Here is a 17,030-nt window from a genome sequence, read left to right as displayed (position 1 = left end):
CGCCGCCATGACCGAAGTCGTCATCACCGCCGCCAAGCGCACCCCTGTCGGCGCCTTCCTCGGCTCCTTCGTCGGGACACCGGCCCACGAGCTCGGCCGCGTTGCCATCGAGGCGGCGCTCGCCCAGGCCGGGGTCGCTCCCGAGGACGTGTCCGAAGTTATCCTCGGCCAGGTGCTGACCGCCGCCCAGGGCCAGAACCCGGCCCGGCAGGCCTCGATGGCCGCCGGCGTTCCCAAGGAAGTGCCGGCCTGGGGCCTCAATCAGGTCTGCGGCTCCGGCCTGCGCGCCGTCGCCGTCGCCGCCCAGTCGATCATCGCGGGCGACGCCAAGGTCGTCGTCGCCGGTGGTCAGGAAAGCATGAGCCTTTCCGCCCACGCCCAGAACCTGCGCGGGGGCACCAAGATGGGCAATCTCGAGTTCGTCGACACGATGATCAAGGACGGGCTCACCGACGTCTTCAACGGCTACCACATGGGCATCACGGCCGAGAACCTGGCCGAGCAATATCAGATCACCCGCGACCAGCAGGACGAGTTCGCCTGCGCCTCGCAGAACAAGGCCGAGGCCGCCCGCCGCGAAGGCCGCTTCCGTGACGAGATCGCCCCGGTGACTGTGAAGGGCCGCAAAGGCGACACTATCGTCGAGCAGGACGAGTTCATCCGCGAAGGCGTTCAGGTGGCGAGCCTCGCCGGCCTGCGCGCCGCCTTCAAGAAAGAGGGCACCGTTACCGCCGGCAACGCCTCCGGCCTCAACGACGGCGCGGCCGCCCTGGTGCTGATGAGCCGCGAGGATGCCGAGCGCCGCGGCGCGAACGTCATCGCCCGCATCAAGAGCTTCGCCTCGGCCGGCGTCGATCCGTCGATCATGGGCATCGGCCCCGTCCCCGCCTCGCGGCGCGCGCTCGAGAAGGCCGGCTGGGACATCAGGGACCTTGACCTCATCGAAGCCAACGAAGCCTTCGCCGCCCAGGCGCTGGCGGTCGGCAAGGAGCTCGGCTGGGATGCGGAGCGCGTCAACGTCAACGGCGGTGCGATCTCGATCGGCCACCCGATCGGCGCCTCGGGCGCGCGCGTCCTCACCACCCTCCTTTACGAAATGCAGCGCCGCGACGCGAAGAAAGGCCTCGCCACCCTCTGCATCGGCGGCGGCATGGGCATCGCACTCTGCGTAGAGCGGTAGCGGCCAGAGCCTCTTATGTGGCAAAATTGCTACAGCGGAGACTGAATACTATCTGAACGGTTCGGCCCGGCTTGTGCCGAGCCGGAGCCCCGTTAGGAGGGCTCGCAGGGATGACATACTGACCAGGGATGCATCCCCAATGCCCAAATCACGTTTGTTCTGCACGAGCGCGTTGCGTTCGGCTTCCTTCCGCTCTGCCGTTGCTTTCGGAGCCGTGCTCGCCTGCGTGACGCCGGCTCACGCCCAGGACACGACTGCCGATCCTCCCGAGACCCTGCAGAGCGAGCAAGAGGTCGAATCCGGCGAGGACGCGAACGTCGGAGCGCAGGGCGAGTCTGCAGAGGGCCAGTCGATTACCGTCACGGGTTCGCGCATTCGCCGCCCGAACCTCGACTCGGCGGTCCCGGTCACCTCGATCGGCGGCGACGAATTTATCCAGCAGGGCGACACCAACGTCGGCGAGACGCTGAACGAGCTGCCGCAGCTTCGCAGCACCTTCTCTCAGCAGAACCCGTCCCTCGGCATCGGCATCGCCGGCCTCAACCTGCTCGACCTTCGCGGCCTCGGCACCTCCCGCACCCTGGTGGTGGTGAATGGTCGCCGTCACGTCGGCGGCGATATCCGGAACAACGCCTCCTCGACCGACATCAACACCATCCCGAACGATCTGATCGAGCGGGTGGATATCGTCACCGGCGCGCAGTCGGCGATCTACGGTTCGGACGCGATCGCGGGCGTGGTCAACTTCGTCCTGCGTCGCGATTTCGAGGGCCTGCAGGTTCGCGGCAATGCCAGCATCGCGGAGGAAGGCTACGGCGCCGAGCAGTTCGTCTCGGCGATGTATGGCCAGAATTTCGGCGGCGGCCGCGGCAACATCACCGTGCAGGGCGAATATGCGAACCAGGCCCGGCTGTACGGCAGGGAGATCCCGCGTTACCGCCAGGTGGACGGCCATGTCGTGGTCGACGTGGATCCGGCCGGCAGCGACAACAATCCCGATCGTACTTTCGTGCGTGACGTGCGGAGCGCGACCATCCACCGCTACGGTCTGGTTCCGGTGACCCAGCTGGTCGGCGGCGGCGCGCCGTGCGGCACCAGCACCAGCCTGCCAATCAACCCGACCCCGAACAATGCCGGCGCGACTCAGTCGCCGGCGCCGTTCAACTGCACGTTCATCTTCGATCGTGACGGCCGCCTGGTTCAGCAAAACGGCACGCGCATCGGCACCACCATCAACGGCTCCTATCTCGGCGGCAATGGACAGACGGGACGTGAAGAAACCATCCTCTCGATCCTGCCGCGCACGGAGCGCTACGCCGCCAACCTGCTCGCGCATTACGAGTTCAGCGAGGCCGCGGAAGCCTTCCTGGAAGCCAAGTATGTCCGCATCAACGTGGCCGGCAACAATGCCGGTGCGACCTTCACTCAAGGCGGCTCGTTCGATGCGGTGCGCGAGCGCATCCGCCTCGACAATCCGTTCCTGAACCCTGCGGATCGAGAGACGCTGCGCGCGGCGTTCCTCGCTTCGGGCTGCGATCCCACCATCACCGGCGCGGCCTGCACCTCCACCACCGCGACCGGCGCCGCCAGCGGCACTCGGCTGTCGGCGGCGGAGATCGCGCAGATCAACGCCGGAACGTACCGATTCGTGATTGGCAAGCAGTTCGTCGACCTTGGCGTTCGCGACCAGATCTTCAAGCGTGAGACCTACCGCATCGTCGGCGGCCTGCGCGGCAAGTTCAATGACGACTGGAGCTACGAGATCTCCGCCAATTACGGCAGGTTCGAGGAGAACCAGTTCAGCCAGGGTTATGTCGACCGGCAGCGTTTCCTGCTGTCGCTCGATGCGGGCATCGATCCGGCGAACCCGGCCGCAGGCGTCCAGTGCCGAGCCAAGTTCGATCCGGCGGCGCGCACTCCCTTCAGTTCCGCAACCCTGCAGCCCGAGCAGAATGCCTTCATCGCGGCGCGTCTTCAGGCCGATATCGACGCCTGCGTCCCCTACAATCCGTTCGGCGTCGATCGCCCCGGCAATGCGGCGGCTGCGGACTATTTCGTGGCGAGCACCCGCGACCGCGCCGAACTCGAGCAGTTCGTAATCTCGGGCTTCGTCTCGGGCGACACGAGCCAGTTCTTCGAGCTTCCAGGCGGCGCCCCTCGCTTCGCCATTGGCGGCGAGTATCGGCGGGAGAAGGCCCTCTATGACGACGACACGCTCGACGTCATGGCAGTGACCAACAACGTCGTGCTTGGCGATGCCAATCCCGACGCGATCGAGGTCAAGGAAGGGTTCGCCGAGCTTCAGCTGCCGCTGCTGGCCGACACGCCCTTCTTCGAGGAGCTGACGATCACGGGCGCCGGCCGCGTTTCGGACTACAGCACGATCGGCACGGTCTACGCCTATAATGCGGGCATCGAGTGGGTGCCGGTCCGCGATATCCGCTTCCGGGCCAATTACGGCCGCTCGGTCCGTGCGCCCAACGCGCGGGAAAGCTCGTTCCCGATCGTCCCGAATTTCGCGCCCGGCTTCGTCGACCCCTGTTCGGGCAACGGCCTCGGTGCGGGATCGGCGACGCGCGCCGCGAACTGCCTGGCCGATCTCGGGCCGGAGCTGCTGGCCAACCTCGCAACCCTGGGCGCGCCGTCGCTTCCGGTGATCACCGGCAGCAACCCGAACCTCAACGAGGAGAAGTCGGACTCCTACACCGCCGGCGTCGTTATCCAGCCGCGTTTCATCCCGGGTCTTTCGCTCAGCGCCGATTATTTCGACATCACCGTCAAAGACGTGATCGTCACGCTGGGCGGGCAGCAGATCGCGAACAACTGCTACGACTCACCGACGCTGGACAATCCCTTCTGCCCGCTGTTCGAGCGCTTCCGCGGTCCTGGCACTGGCCCGACGCAGGAGACACCGGGTCAGATCCTCGGCGGATCGCTGCTCCAGTCCGGCCTGAACTTCGCGGCTCGCAAGCGCCGCGGCGTCGACGTCGACCTCGGGTACCGCACCGATCTCGGCGCCAATACCCGCCTCAACACCAACCTGATCTACGTCCACAATTTCCAGATCACCGACTTCCAGGATCCGCAGCGCCCCGACTTCGCGGACGTGATCCTGGGCGAGCTCGGCGATCCCAAGGACGAGTTTCGGTGGGACACCGACCTCACCTTCGGGGATTTCACCTTCGGCTATCAGCTGAGGTATATCGGCCCGATGTTCGTGAACACGTTCGAGGACGTGAACTCGGCCAACGGCAACCCGCCGGAGAACGCGGATTATGCGACCAACCTGCGCACTCCGGAGACATTCTACCACGCCATCCGCTTCGAGTGGAACATTCCGGACGTAAACGGCCGTCGTGACGGGCTCCGGTTCTACGCGGGCGTCGACAATCTCCTGAACACGTTCCCGCCCTACGGCATGACGGGAACCGGAGACTTCGGCGCGGGCAATGACCGAGCCACTCCGTCTCGCGCAGCTATCTTCGAGACGCAGGGCCGCACCTTCTATGCGGGCTTCAGGGCGAGGTTCTAAGAGCAACGGAGAGCGGGCCGGAGCTAAGCTCCGGCCCGCTCTTCCTCCTGTCGACGCCTGAGTCCGCAGCCGAAAGGCGAGCGTCCATTCATCCCGATCGGCCAGCAGGCTTCGACTGCTCAAAGTTACGGCTGGACGCCGGTTTTGATCGGTAGGGGACCAGTCTTCGCGCTGTTGCAGAAAAGTTACAGGCGCTGAATATTCGATGAACGTACGGTCAGCTTCCCTTGAACCGACGGCCTTCCCGTAGGAGGCGGGGCACTGCACGCCGCACTCGTGGCCTCGCAAAGGGATGATTAGGGATGAGAAAATTTGGGCTGCTCGGCTCGAGCGCGTTGCGCTCGGCTGTTTTCATTGGTTTTGCGGCGACGTTCGCGACCGGCGCCATGGCGCAGGATACCGCCTCCACCGCACAGGATCCGCCTGAGACGCTGCAGAGCGAAGCGGAAGTCGAATCCGGCCAGGATGCCACCTCCGGTGCGCAGGGCGAATCGGCCGAAGGTCAGGCGATTACCGTCACCGGCTCGCGCATTCGCAGGCCGAACCTCGAATCGACCATCCCGATCACGTCGATCGGCGGCGAAGAATTCTTCCAGCAGGGTTCCACCAACATCGGTGAAACGCTGAACGAGCTGCCGGCGCTTCGTAGCACCTTCGCGCAGTCCAACCCGGGCCTCGGCGTCGGCATCGCCGGCCTCAACCTGCTCGACCTTCGCGGCCTCGGCACGCAGCGCACCCTGGTGCTGGTCAACGGCCGCCGTCACGTCCCGGCGGACATCCTCAACAACGCCGTCTCGCCCGACGTCAACACCATCCCGAACGATCTCATCGAGCGCGTCGACGTGGTGACCGGCGGCAACTCGGCCATTTACGGTTCTGACGCGATCGCGGGCGTCATCAACTTCATCCTCCGTCGCGACTTCGAAGGCCTGCAGATCCGCGGCAACGCCGGCATCTCCGAGCAGGGCTATGGCGGCAACCAGTATGTCTCGGCCATGTACGGCATGAACTTCGCCGACGACCGCGGGAATGTCACGCTGCACGGCGAATATGCCAACCAGCGCCGCGTCTTCACCTCCGATGTTCCGTTCCTCCGCCAGAACGACGTCCTGTCTGTCGTCGACGTCGATCCGGCGGGCTCGCCAAGCGGCAGCGACGGCGTTCCCGATCGCGTTTTCGTTCGCGACGTCCGCGCGCGCAACATCAATCGGTTCGGCCTTGTCCCGATCGCCCAACGGCCGGGTAGCGCGGCCTGCGGTCAGGCGATCACCGCGACCGGCACGAACGGTGCGCCGTTCAACTGTCTCCTGCTCTTCAACCCGACCGGCACGCTGACGCCTGTCGTGGAAGGCAGTCCGTTCGGCTCCAGCCAGATCGGCGCCAGCGCCGGCGGCGGTAATCTCCAGACCGGCCGTGAGCGCGGCTTGTTCTCGGTGTTGCCGGGCTATGAGCGCTACAACGCCAACCTGCTCGCGCATTTCACCTTCTCGGACGCGCTCGAAGCGTTCGTGGAAGCGAAATATTCACGCGTGAACGTGCTGGGATCGAACCTCGGGCCGTTCGGCATTCAGGGTATCACCGGCCAGTTCGACACGCGCATTCGCCCGCGTCTCGACAACCCGTTCCTCGACCCTGCCGCTCGTCAGACGATCGCCAACGCGATCCTGGCGTCCAATTGCGTGCCCTCGATCAACGCACCCTGTCCGAACCAGACCAATGTCGGAACGGCGGAGGCCCCGGTGTTCATTACGGGCAACCTGACGGACGCGCAGCGTGCGCAGATCGCGGCGGGCACCTTCCGCTTCCCGATCCTTCGCAACATCGGCGACATCGGCGCGCGTGACGAGAAGTTCAAGCGCGAGACCTACCGCATCGTCGCCGGCATCCGTGGCAGCTTCAACGACGACTGGAGCTACGAGCTCTCCGGCAATTACGGCCGGACCGAGGAGTTCACGCAAGCCCAGGGCTTCGTCGACGTCCAGCGCTTCCAGCTGGCGCTCGACTCGGGCATCAACCCGACCACGGGGGCGATCGAATGCCGCGCGAAGTTCGATCCGGCTTCTGCCACTGGATCCGTCTTCGGAGACCCTGCCCGGCTTGCGGCCGACATCGCCGCCTGCGTGCCCTACGATCCGTTCGGCGCGAATCCGGAGCAGAACCGGTTGGCAGGCGAGTATTTCCTCGCCTCTCCCACTGTCGAAGCTCACATCGAGCAGATCGTGATTTCGGGCTTCATGTCTGGCGACTCGAGCCAGCTGTTCGAACTGCCCGGCGGCCCGATCCGCTTCGCGCTCGGCGCCGAGTATCGGACGCAGGAGTCGTTCTATGCCCAGGACGAGTTCTCGGCCTCCGGCACGACCAACTATCTGTCGCTCGGAACCTTCGATCCTCCCAAGTTCGAGGTGAAGGAGGCCTTCGGCGAGCTCCAGATCCCGATCCTGAGCGATACGCCCTTCTTTGAAGAGCTGACCGTCTCGGGTGCGGGCCGCGTCGCCGACTATAAGGGCGCAACGGGCACGGTCTTCGCCTACAATGCCGGCGTTGACTGGGCACCGATCCGCGACGTCCGTTTCCGTGCAAATTACGGCCGCGCCATCCGCGCTCCGAACCAGACGGAAACGTTCGGCGAGTTGATCCCGAATTTCGCGCCTAACTTCAGCGATCCCTGCGCCTCCAACAATATCGGTGCGGGCACCCAGTTCCGTGGCCCGAACTGCCAGGCTGCTATTGGCGCCAACCTCGGCAACATCAGGACCAATGTTCGGTCGCTGGAGGTGCTGAGCGGCGTCAACCCGAACCTGCGGGAGGAGACTTCGGACTCGCTCACGATCGGTGCGGTGATCCAGCCGCGCTTCGTCCCCGGCCTGTCGCTTTCGGTCGATTATTACAAAATCGAGGTGGATAACGTTATCGCGGCGGCGACTGCGCAGCAGATCGTCAACGGATGCTACGACCAGCCGACCCTGGACAACCAGTTCTGCGCCTTGTTCGAGCGTTTCCAGGGCCCCGGCTCCGGTCCGTTCAGCGAGGCTCCGGGCGAGGTTCTGGGCAACACTCTCATCCAGGCTCCGCTCAACTTTGCGAGCCGCGTGAGAGAGGGCATCGACTTCGAGGCGGCCTACCGCACGACCTTGATGGAAGATATCCGGTTCGACTCGCGGATCATCTATTCGCACGGGCTTACGAACAGCAACTTCCAGAACCCGAACGACCCGACCTTCGAAAATCGACTGCTCGGAGAACTGGGCGATCCGGTGGACGAATTCCGGCTCGACCTGGATTTCACCAAGGGTGAGTTCACCTTCGGCTATGAGCTGCGCTACATCGGTCCGCAGTGGGTCAACTTCTACGAGGACTTCAACAGCCTCAACGGTCTGCCCCCGCAGGACGCCGATTACGCGGATATCCAGAAGTATCCGGAGGTCTTCTATCACGACGTCCGCTTTGACTGGAAAATCAACAACGAAGGTGGAATCGGTCGCGACCTTAATTTCTTCGTCGGTGTCGATAACATCTTCAACCGGAACCCCCCGTTCGGCCTGACGGGCACCGGTGCGGGCAGCGCGATCTACAGCATCCGCGGCCGCAACTTCTACGGTGGCTTCCGCGCTCGCTTCTAAGCGACGCAGAAATCGCATCTGGGGCCGGAACGATGTTCCGGCCCCTTTTTTTGTGAGTTCCATCAAACCGGTAGCCCCGGTTGGCGAGGCGAAGCCGGAGCGCTAGGGGCGAGTCTCGGCTATGGCTAAATTCCAATCCGACGATCCGCAGGTGGCGCAGGTCCGGCAGTTGCTGCAGCAAGCGTCCGCATCCGGAGCCGCCGACGCCATGCTGAGGGCGGGAGCGGCTGCCTTGCGGGCCGGGACCTATGTCGATGCCCTGAAACCGGTGAGGGACGCACTTCGCTCACATCCTGACGACCCTCGCTTGTGGCAGCTCCTGGGACTGCTCAACCGCAACCTGGATGATCTCGCCTCGTCGATTACGGCCTTCACGACCGCGGCTGAGCTCGCCCCCAAAGACGGGATGATCGCCCAGGGCCACGCCGCCGTCCGTTTCGAAGCGGGCCTGCCGGCTGCCGACTTCTTCGAGCGGGCGATCCGCCTCTCCCCGGCCGACCCAAAGCTTCGCTTGCAGCATGCAGCCGCTCAGCTCGCTGAGGGTCAGGGCGGGTTGGCGATTGCGAGGCTCCAGGAGGAGTTGCAGCGAAACCCCCACTGGGTAGAGGGACATTCAGCACTGGCGCGCGTCCGCTGGATGCGCGGCGAGCAGGATGCTTTCACCGACAGTTTCGAGCATGCCGTGCTCGCTCTCCCGCGGGATGTGGCACTGTGGCGGGCCTATATCGAAACGCTCATCCATGATCATCTCCACCAGCGTGCCCTCTCCGTCATAGCGCGGGCGCGATCTGCCGCAGGGCCCCATGAGAGCTTTGACGCGGCTGAAGCGATCTCAATGACGGAATTGGGAGAGCTTGAAGCCGCGGGTCAGCTGTTCCGGAAGCTCGCGCCTCTGAAGGGCGTCTCCCTCATCGTGCACTATCTTCGCTACCTGCTCCGCGCCGGCCGGGTGAAAGAGGCGGCGGACATCGCAGAAAAGAGTGCCCCGCGGGATCCGAGCCACCAGATCTGGCCCTATCTTTCGATCGGCTGGCGGTTGCTGGGCGACGCCCGCTGGGAATGGCTGGAGTGCGATCCGCGCTTCATCGGCGTCTATGACATAGCGGACAGGCTCCCGCCCCTCCCCGCCCTCTCCGAACGCCTTCGGGGGCTTCACCGCGCCAGTCATCAGCCGCTGGATCAGTCGCTGCGCGGTGGCACCCAGACAGAGGGCCACCTCTTCCCACGCATCGAAGCCGAGATCAGGATGCTGCGGCAGGCAGTGGTCGGGGCGGTGGAAAGGCACGTCGCCCAGCTGCCGCCGCCGCAACGCGGGCACCCGCTGCTGGTGCAGCGGCGGGCGCCGATCGCCTTCGCCGGCTCCTGGTCGGTGCGGCTGACCGGCGGCGGACGGCATGTCGAGCATGTCCATCCCGCCGGCTGGCTCAGTTCGGCCCTGTATATCGCCCTGCCCGGCGAACAGGAGCGCGGGCCCGGCGACGCGGGATGGCTGAGCCTCGGGGAGGTCAAGGAGCTCGGCATCGACCTGCCGCCGATCCGGCTCATCGAGCCGAAGCCGGGGCGGCTCGTGCTGTTCCCCTCGACCATGTGGCACGGCACGCGGCCGTTCGAGGCTGGAGAGCGGCTGACCGTGGCTTTCGACGTGAAGCGGCCCGGCTGAAGCACGATCTCGCCCGCGCAAAAAGCCAGAATTTGTGGCGGAGGCGGCTCACTCTTTTTAAGGTTGCGTGATGCAGCTCAGCAATCAGCAAGCGGAACGTCTCGTCAGGGAGGGCGTCGACGCGCTCCGCCAGGGTCAGACGAAAGATGCGCGGAGCCGCTTCGAGACGGTGACGCAGACGGGCCGAGCCAATGGCCAAATCTGGCTGCTGCTCGCTGCGGCATGCCGCGCTGAGGAGGATCCGGCCGCCGAGGAAGCTGCCCTCGACAAGCTGCTCGCCCTGGAACCGCGGCTCGTGCGCGGACTCGTCATGAAGGGCGACTGTCGCTTCAAGGCAGGCGACGAGCGTGCGGCGCTCGGCTTCTACAAGAGCGCACTGCTGGTTGCCGATGGCCAGCAGCTCCCCAACGACCTCCTGGGCGAGCTGCGGCGGGCGGAGGCCGCGGTGCAGCAGATGGAGGCGCGCGTCTCCGAGCAAAGGGAGAGCTCGCTTTCGGCGCGGGGGCTGCCGCCCGAACTCCGAAGCCCGCGGTTTCAGCAGTCGCTCGACATCCTCGCAGGCCGCAAGCGCATCTACGCGCAGGAGCCGACCGCCTATTTTTTCCCCGGTCTGCCGCAGATCCAGTTCTACGATCCTGGAGAGTTCAGCTGGGCCGAGGCCGTCGAAGCCGCCACACCGGCGATACGGCAGGAAATCGAGGCGCTGTTGGCGGAAGGGACGCGCGGGTTCCGTCCCTATATCCAGAGCGACACCAATCGGCCGCGGCTCGACGAAAACCGCCTCCTCGACAGCAGCGACTGGAGCGCTCTCTTCCTCTGCGAGAATGGCAGGATGTCGGAGGAGGTCATCGCGCGATGCCCGCGCACGTGGGAAGCAGTGCAGGCGGCGCCGCTGCCCCGCATTAACAACTCGCCGACCGCGATGTTCTCGCTGCTCCGGGCTGGCGCGCGCATCGCCGCGCATACCGGCATGCTGAACACCCGGCTGACCTGCCACCTTCCCCTCATCGTGCCCGAGAAATGCGGCTTTCGCGTCGGCAACGAGGTGCGGGAGTGGGAGGAGGGCAAGCTCCTCATCTTCGACGATACGATCGAGCATGAAGCGTGGAACGAGAGCGATCGGGATCGCGTGGTGCTGATCTTCGACATCTGGCGGCCCGAGCTCAGCGAGCAGGAGAAGCGCGAAGTCGGACTGCTCCTGGCAGGCTCCGCTATCGAATAGCCGCTGTTTCCCCCCTCAGGAGAAGGTGAAGTTCACCTGGGCGGGGTTGGCGTTGCCGTCGAAGGCGTGCTGGCGATGCGGCCCGTCCCGGTCGACCCAGTGCAGGAACAGGTGCGCGGACCAGCCGTTCGGGTTCGGCGTCATCCGTCCGTGACGATGGTTCACGCCCTGGTAGAGGACCGCGTCGCCGACGGCCATCGCGAGGGATCCATAAGGTTCGGACCCGAAATCTTCCTCGACGCGGGATGACGGTTCGACATGCTCCTTGCCGATCTGCAGGTCCCACGGCTCGCCGTCGCTATAATCCAGCGTCAGCGAGAGGCTGTGCTCGCATGAATAGCGGTCCGAATGCACGCGGCAGACGTCGCCCTCGCGATAGACGCGGAAATAATCGTAGGTCGGGAGCAGCTCGCGGCCAACGATATTGCTGACGATCGGCGTCAGGCCCCACAGGAAGAAGAGCATCGGCTTGTAGTGATGGCCGTAGACCTCGAACGCCGCGCGGCGCAGCAAATTGGGATGGTTCTGCACGCGGCTGAGCGGGATCGGATCGGGGCCCATGTCCTGCTTGAGGCCCGTAAGGAACGCCTGCGCGACCTCGGCCGGGATCAGCCCCTGCAAATGCGCGTAGCCGTCCTCATGATAGTTCCCGATCACCTTCATGCCGGATCGGCTAATCTCCCGCCACGCCGAGCGCAAGCAGGTGAGCGGCGCATGCTGCCCCTGCCCCTTCTCTTCTGACTTCGGGCCGCCTAACCACGTCCGATGGCGACGAACGCGACGGTCAGGCAGGTGCAGGCGCTTCTCGACGCCCGGCGAGTGCCCGAGGCGGCCCGCCTGCTCGCCTCCTCCGCGCGAGCAGGAGACGTCGGCGCCACCATCGAGCTGGCGCAATGGTCGATCGCCGGCACGATCATCCCGCGCGACCTCAAGGCGGCCCGCACCCTGCTCGGCCAGGCAGGCGCGGCCGGCAATGAGGATGCCGCCCTGCTCCACGCCTCCTTTCTCGCAAGCGGCACGGGCGGCGAACTCGACTGGCCCGCCGCCGTCGATTCGCTCCGCGCGCTGAGGTCACGTTCGCAGCGTGCCCGTGCCCAGCTCAGGCTCCTCGATGCCATGGACCTCGACGAGCAAGGTTTTCCCGCGGCAACGCCCGAACCCCGGCCGCTGAGCGACAGGCCGTTGGTCTCGGCATGCCACGCCTTCGCCACACGCGACGAATTCGAGTATATCGGCGCCCTCGGGAGCCCCTTTCTCCAGCCTTCCTCAGTGGTCGACCCCGCGACCGGCCGCGTCGTCCCGCATCCGATCCGCACCTCGGACGGGGCGGTGTTCGGCGTCCATATCGAGGATCTCGTCGTCAGCGCGATCAATCGCCGGATCGCAGCGATGACGGGGACGGACTATAGGCAGGGCGAGCCCCTTCAGATGCTGCGCTACCAGCGCGGCGCCGAATATCGCGCGCATATGGATGCCCTGGCCTCGGAACCGAACCAGCGCATCCTGACCGTGCTGCTCTACCTCAACCAGGGCTATCAGGGTGGCGAAACCCAGTTCCCACGCACCGGCCTCTCCTTCCGCGGCAACACCGGCGACGCGCTCATCTTCCGCAATGTTACGGCAGACGGCCGCCCGGACCAGATGGCGCTGCACGTCGGTGCTCCGGTCACCGGCGGCACCAAGCTGATCGCCACCCGCTGGATCCGGCAGCAGGCCTTCCACTTCCCGCCGCCGCGGCCGCTTCTGCCAAGCTGCCCCTGAAGCCTCGGCTCAGGTCCAGCGCCGCTCGTGCCGCTTCCCGAGCGTCGTCAGCAGCTCATATTGCGAGAGCCCGGACTGCGCGGAGGCGCGGGCGAGATCGAAATCCAGCTCGATCCAGTCGCCTTCCGCCAGCTCCGGCGCGGAGTCGACGCAGATGGCGGTAAGGTCCATCGAGACGCGGCCGACGACCGGCGCGAAACCGTCGCCGATGCGGGCGCGTCCGCTGCCGGAGAAACCGCGCAGATAGCCGTCGGCATAACCGAGGTTGACGATCGCCAGCTCCATGTCCCGCTCGGCGGCAAAGGTCGCGTTGTATCCGACTGCGCCGCCGCTCGGCACGCGCCGCCGCTGGATGATCTGCGCCTCCAGCCGCACGACCTGACGAAGATGCCCCTCCGCCTCGGGACGTGGGATGCCGCCGTAGAGGGCGAGGCCCGGCCGCGTCAGATCAAACGCATAATCGGGGCCCAGACAGATGCCGGCGCTGTTGGCAAAGCTGAGGCGCCGCGCCTGCGTCCGCCCGGCGAGCGCCGCGAAGGCGTCCCGCTGCGCCCGGTTCATCGCCACGTCCTCGTCCGCGCAGGCGAGATGGCTCATCAGGGTCTCGATGCGCAGCCCCTCGAGCAGGCCGTCCTCGATGTCGCGCGGGGCCAGGCCGAGCCGGTTCATGCCGGTATCGACCATCACGTCGCAGGGCCGGTCCGGCGCCGTTTGGCGCCAGCGTGCGACCTGGAGCGGCGTGTTGAGGACCGGCCGCGCGGCCGAAACAGCGGCGTTGGGCACATCCTCCTCGGCCAGGCCGTGCAGCACCGACAGCGATGCGCCGTCGAGGATCGGCAGCAGCGGCTCGGCCTCGGTCCAGGTCGCGACGAAGAAGTCGCGACACCCCGCCTCACCGAGACGCTCGACAACCTCGATGGCGCCTAGGCCGTAGCCGTTCGCCTTCACCGCAGCACCGCAGGCCGCGGGTCCGCTCATCCGGGCGAGCCAGCGCCAGTTCGACACGAGCGCGGCACCGTCGATGTGCAGGCGAAGCGGGCTATGAGGTCGGGTCACGCGCTTGGTTAGACGGCGGCGCGCCGTCAGTGCAACTTCTTGCCGACCGTTTCCGGCAGCCAGATCAGGGTCACCACCAGCGCCAGCGCCACCACCGCGAAGGTATACCAGAGGCCCGAATAGGGGTCGCCGGTGCGGGCGATGATATACTGGCTTATCACCGGCAGGAATCCGCCGAAATAGCCGGTGCCTATGTGATAGGGGATCGACATCGAGCTGTAGCGGATGCGCGGCGGGAACAGCTCCGACAGCAAGGCCGCGACGGGTCCATAGGTCATACCGGAGAGGGCGCTGAGGGCCAGCACCCCGATCAGGATGACGAGGATTGCGGTGCCCTGCGGCTTCACCTTCTCGAAGCGGTAGCCGGCCTCCTCCAAAATCGGCTGGATCTGCTTGACGTCGGTGACCGCATGCGTCCCCTGCCCCACGCGCACCGTCAGGCCTTCGGCTGACGCCGCGCCGGACCGCGGTGCGAAGTGGTATTGCGCGCCGAGGCGAGTGAGCTCTCCGAGGGCCTGGCCGCAGAAATCCTTCTGCTGCTTGGCGAACGGATTGAACGCGCAGGCCTGCCGCTCGATCACGATCGGCGCGCGTGTCGAAGCGGCGGCGAGCTGCGGGTTGGCGGCGCTGCCGATCAGCCAGAAGATCGGGAAGAGCAGCAGCAGGGTCAGGGCATAGCCAATCACGATCGGCTTCTTGCGCCCGACCCGGTCCGACAGCCGGCCGAAGAGCACGAACCAGACGAGCCCGGCGCAGGCGCCGATCCCGACCAGGGTCTGCGCCATCGCATCCTCGACCTTGAGCGCGTTCTGGAGGATATAGAGCACCTGGAACATGGCCGTGTACCAGATCACGGTGAGCCCCGCGGCGATGCCGAACAGCGCGACGAACAGGCGGCGGCCGTTGCCCGGATAGGTGAAGGTCTCCTTCAGCGGATTGCGGGCGAGCTCGCCCTCCTCCTTCATCGCCTTGAACACCGGGCTCTCGGAAAGCTTGAGGCGCATCCAGAGCGAGACGGCGAGCAGCAGCAGCGAGAAGATGAAAGGGATGCGCCAGCCCCAGGCGTTCCACGCCTCGGCGCCCACCAGCGACTGAGTGCCGAGCACCACGGCCAGCGACAGCACGAAGCCGCCCGCCACGCTCGCCTGGATGAAGCTGGTATAGAAGCCGCGGTTTTCGTCCGGCGCATGTTCGGCCACGTAAATGGCCGCCCCGCCATATTCGCCGCCGAGCGCCAGTCCCTGCAAAATGCGCAGGAAAATCACGATCGCCGGCGCCGCATAGCCGATCGACGCGGCCGAGGGCACGAAGCCGACCGCGGCGGTGGCGAGACCCATCAGCGTGATGGTGACGAGGAACGTATATTTGCGCCCCAGCCTGTCGCCCAGATAGCCGAACAGCACCGCGCCCAGCGGGCGAAACCCGAAGCCGACCGCGAAACCGGCAAGGGAAAGCAGCAGCTCGATCGTAGGATTGCCGGCCGGGAAGAAGGTCCGCCCGACGATCGCCGCCAGCGTACCGTAGATGAAGAAGTCATACCATTCGAAGACGGTGCCGAGCGACGAAGCCGTGATGACGAGCCTGATGTCCTTCTTCGTCGGCTGATGCTCTCCCGTCGCGGCGATCGTGGCCACGGCCCCTCCCCTTTGTTTTGTGCGAGCTTACCAGTTAGCCATCGAGCGACAAGCGCCGAGGAGGATACAGATGATCGATCCAAACACTGCTTTCTCGCTGGCGAGCCTGCTTGCCCTCATCGCCTGGATCCCGCTGCTGATCGCGCTGTTCGTCCCGGCGATGAGGCGGCGGACATGGCAGGCGACGGGGCTGGCAGTGCCGGGCATTATCGCGATAGCTTATGTCGCGCTGATCGTGGCCGGCATCAAAGCCGCAGGCGGGACCGACTTCGGCTCCCTTGCGGAAATCCGCCGCGTCTTCGCCAACGATGCCGCGCTGGCCGCGGGCTGGCTCCATTATCTCGCCTTCGACATGGTGGTCGGCACCTGGATCGCGCGCGACGGCACGCGCCGCGGCATACCCGCATTGCTGCTGCTCCCCTGCGCCGTGATGACGTTTTTGTTCGGCCCTGCGGGCCTCCTCCTCTACCTGATCGCACGGACGAGCCTTGGCCGAAGCCCGGGCAATGAGGGTAGCGTGGCCTAGACCGCGAGGCGCAGCCTGCGGCTCAGTCGAGGCCCTCGCGCGACCGCTCCCAGTCGTGGCCGTCGAAGGCCCTCATGGTCACGCAGAGCCTGCCCGGATCGTCGAGCGCGTTGAGGTTCACGCTCCATGCCTCGGGGTGCGAGCGCGGCTGGTAGAAGCTCTTGATGCCGCAGACGCTGCAGAAGAGGTGGTTGGCGGCGCCTGTGCCGAAGCGATAGCTGGTCAGCGCCTGTTCGCCCGAGAGCAGCCGGAACCGCTCGTGCGGCACCGTGATATGCTTGAAGCCGGTCGCCGAGCAGATCGAGCAATTGCAGTCGAGCACCTCGACCTCATGCGGCACGTCCGCCTCGAACCGCACCGCCCCGCAATGACATCCGCCCGCTATGCGCATGGTCCCGCCTCTGATGCAGGGCGGGCACGAAATCTACCCCTGCGGGCGCAGGTCGCGCTCGATGATCTGATGCGCCCGCTCGAGCAGGATGCTGTCGCCCTCGTCCGGATCGGCGGCGGGAATGTCCTTCAGCGGGCGCGTATAGCCAGGCCGAAAGATCAACGCGTACAAGCGGTCGCTTTTCCGGAACCGAATGCCGTAGCCCTTGTGCGTCGCATCGAACTTCATCTCGCACGCGCGAATAGCGCGAAGAGCGGCGGGCGGGACATATCCCAAATGGGACATGGGCGCTTCACGTGCCGGAGATGGATGCCCGACGAGGATTCGAACCTCGATTGACGGAGTCAGAGTCCGTAGTCTTACCATTAGACGATCGGGCAGTGAGGCGCGCGAGATAGGCGGCGAGGCCTTGAGTGTCAACGCCGCCGCGGCCCCCGCTGCTTGCCCC

12 protein-coding genes and 1 tRNA gene are annotated in these 17,030 nt (G+C 65.9%); 7 read left to right on the top strand and 6 right to left on the bottom strand.

Annotated elements, in window-relative coordinates; translation table 11 throughout:
- Window positions 1-7: 7 nt before the first annotated feature.
- The 5 genes from AC5JBD_RS09145 (at window position 8) to AC5JBD_RS09125 (ending at window position 11,214) form a co-directional block, all read left to right on the top strand.
- Window positions 8-1,180 carry an acetyl-CoA C-acetyltransferase gene (locus AC5JBD_RS09145; RefSeq protein ID WP_495721486.1) on the top strand — a complete coding sequence of 391 codons (1,173 nt, stop codon included), beginning with the start codon at window positions 8-10 and terminating at the stop codon, window positions 1,178-1,180.
- A 139-nt stretch (window positions 1,181-1,319) separates the two neighbouring features.
- A complete protein-coding gene (locus AC5JBD_RS09140; RefSeq protein ID WP_495721485.1) occupies window positions 1,320-4,712 on the top strand; it encodes a TonB-dependent receptor domain-containing protein in 3,393 nt (1,130 codons plus the stop codon).
- A 302-nt stretch (window positions 4,713-5,014) separates the two neighbouring features.
- Window positions 5,015-8,332, top strand: coding sequence for a TonB-dependent receptor domain-containing protein (locus AC5JBD_RS09135; protein WP_495721484.1), 3,318 nt, complete (start codon window positions 5,015-5,017; stop codon window positions 8,330-8,332).
- 121 nt (window positions 8,333-8,453) lie between these two features.
- Window positions 8,454-9,992 (top strand): putative 2OG-Fe(II) oxygenase, encoded by a 1,539-nt coding sequence (locus AC5JBD_RS09130; RefSeq protein ID WP_495721483.1) that lies wholly within the window; start codon window positions 8,454-8,456, stop codon window positions 9,990-9,992.
- A gap of 70 nt (window positions 9,993-10,062) precedes the next feature.
- Window positions 10,063-11,214, top strand: coding sequence for an aspartyl/asparaginyl beta-hydroxylase domain-containing protein (locus AC5JBD_RS09125; protein ID WP_495721482.1), 1,152 nt, complete (start codon window positions 10,063-10,065; stop codon window positions 11,212-11,214).
- Window positions 11,215-11,229: 15 nt separating this feature from the next.
- Here the strand turns inward: AC5JBD_RS09125 and AC5JBD_RS09120 are convergent, their stop codons facing one another.
- Window positions 11,230-11,877 (bottom strand): hypothetical protein, encoded by a 648-nt coding sequence (locus AC5JBD_RS09120; RefSeq protein WP_495721481.1) that lies wholly within the window; start codon window positions 11,875-11,877, stop codon window positions 11,230-11,232.
- A gap of 102 nt (window positions 11,878-11,979) precedes the next feature.
- On the opposite strand from AC5JBD_RS09120, the gene AC5JBD_RS09115 reads away from it, so the two are divergent.
- Window positions 11,980-12,975 carry a 2OG-Fe(II) oxygenase gene (locus AC5JBD_RS09115; protein WP_495721480.1) on the top strand — a complete coding sequence of 332 codons (996 nt, stop codon included), beginning with the start codon at window positions 11,980-11,982 and terminating at the stop codon, window positions 12,973-12,975.
- 9 nt (window positions 12,976-12,984) lie between these two features.
- Here AC5JBD_RS09115 and alr read toward each other — a convergent pair whose 3' ends face one another.
- Both alr and AC5JBD_RS09105 read right to left on the bottom strand, forming a co-directional pair.
- Window positions 12,985-14,031 (bottom strand): alanine racemase, encoded by a 1,047-nt coding sequence (gene alr, locus AC5JBD_RS09110; protein ID WP_495721479.1) that lies wholly within the window; start codon window positions 14,029-14,031, stop codon window positions 12,985-12,987.
- A 26-nt stretch (window positions 14,032-14,057) separates the two neighbouring features.
- On the bottom strand, window positions 14,058-15,665 hold the full coding sequence (locus AC5JBD_RS09105) for an MFS transporter (protein ID WP_495721478.1): 1,608 nt from the start codon (window positions 15,663-15,665) through the stop codon (window positions 14,058-14,060).
- A 70-nt stretch (window positions 15,666-15,735) separates the two neighbouring features.
- Here AC5JBD_RS09105 and AC5JBD_RS09100 point away from each other — a divergent pair, with 70 nt between their 5' ends.
- A complete protein-coding gene (locus AC5JBD_RS09100; protein ID WP_495721477.1) occupies window positions 15,736-16,191 on the top strand; it encodes an ABA4-like family protein in 456 nt (151 codons plus the stop codon).
- A 22-nt stretch (window positions 16,192-16,213) separates the two neighbouring features.
- On the opposite strand, the gene AC5JBD_RS09095 is transcribed toward AC5JBD_RS09100, so the two are convergent.
- The 3 genes from AC5JBD_RS09095 to AC5JBD_RS09085 form a co-directional block, all read right to left on the bottom strand.
- Window positions 16,214-16,582: a GFA family protein gene (locus tag AC5JBD_RS09095; protein WP_495721476.1), complete on the bottom strand. Its 369-nt coding sequence runs from the start codon at window positions 16,580-16,582 to the stop codon at window positions 16,214-16,216.
- 33 nt (window positions 16,583-16,615) lie between these two features.
- Window positions 16,616-16,867 (bottom strand): hypothetical protein, encoded by a 252-nt coding sequence (locus tag AC5JBD_RS09090; protein ID WP_495721475.1) that lies wholly within the window; start codon window positions 16,865-16,867, stop codon window positions 16,616-16,618.
- A 21-nt stretch (window positions 16,868-16,888) separates the two neighbouring features.
- Window positions 16,889-16,962: transfer RNA gene (locus AC5JBD_RS09085), tRNA-Gln, on the bottom strand.
- Window positions 16,963-17,030 lie beyond the last annotated feature (68 nt).

The sequence above is a fragment of the Allosphingosinicella sp. genome, from assembly GCF_059502505.1.
The sequence above is the reverse complement of the archived record's forward strand: the minus strand, read 5'-3'. Positions and strand labels throughout refer to the sequence as shown.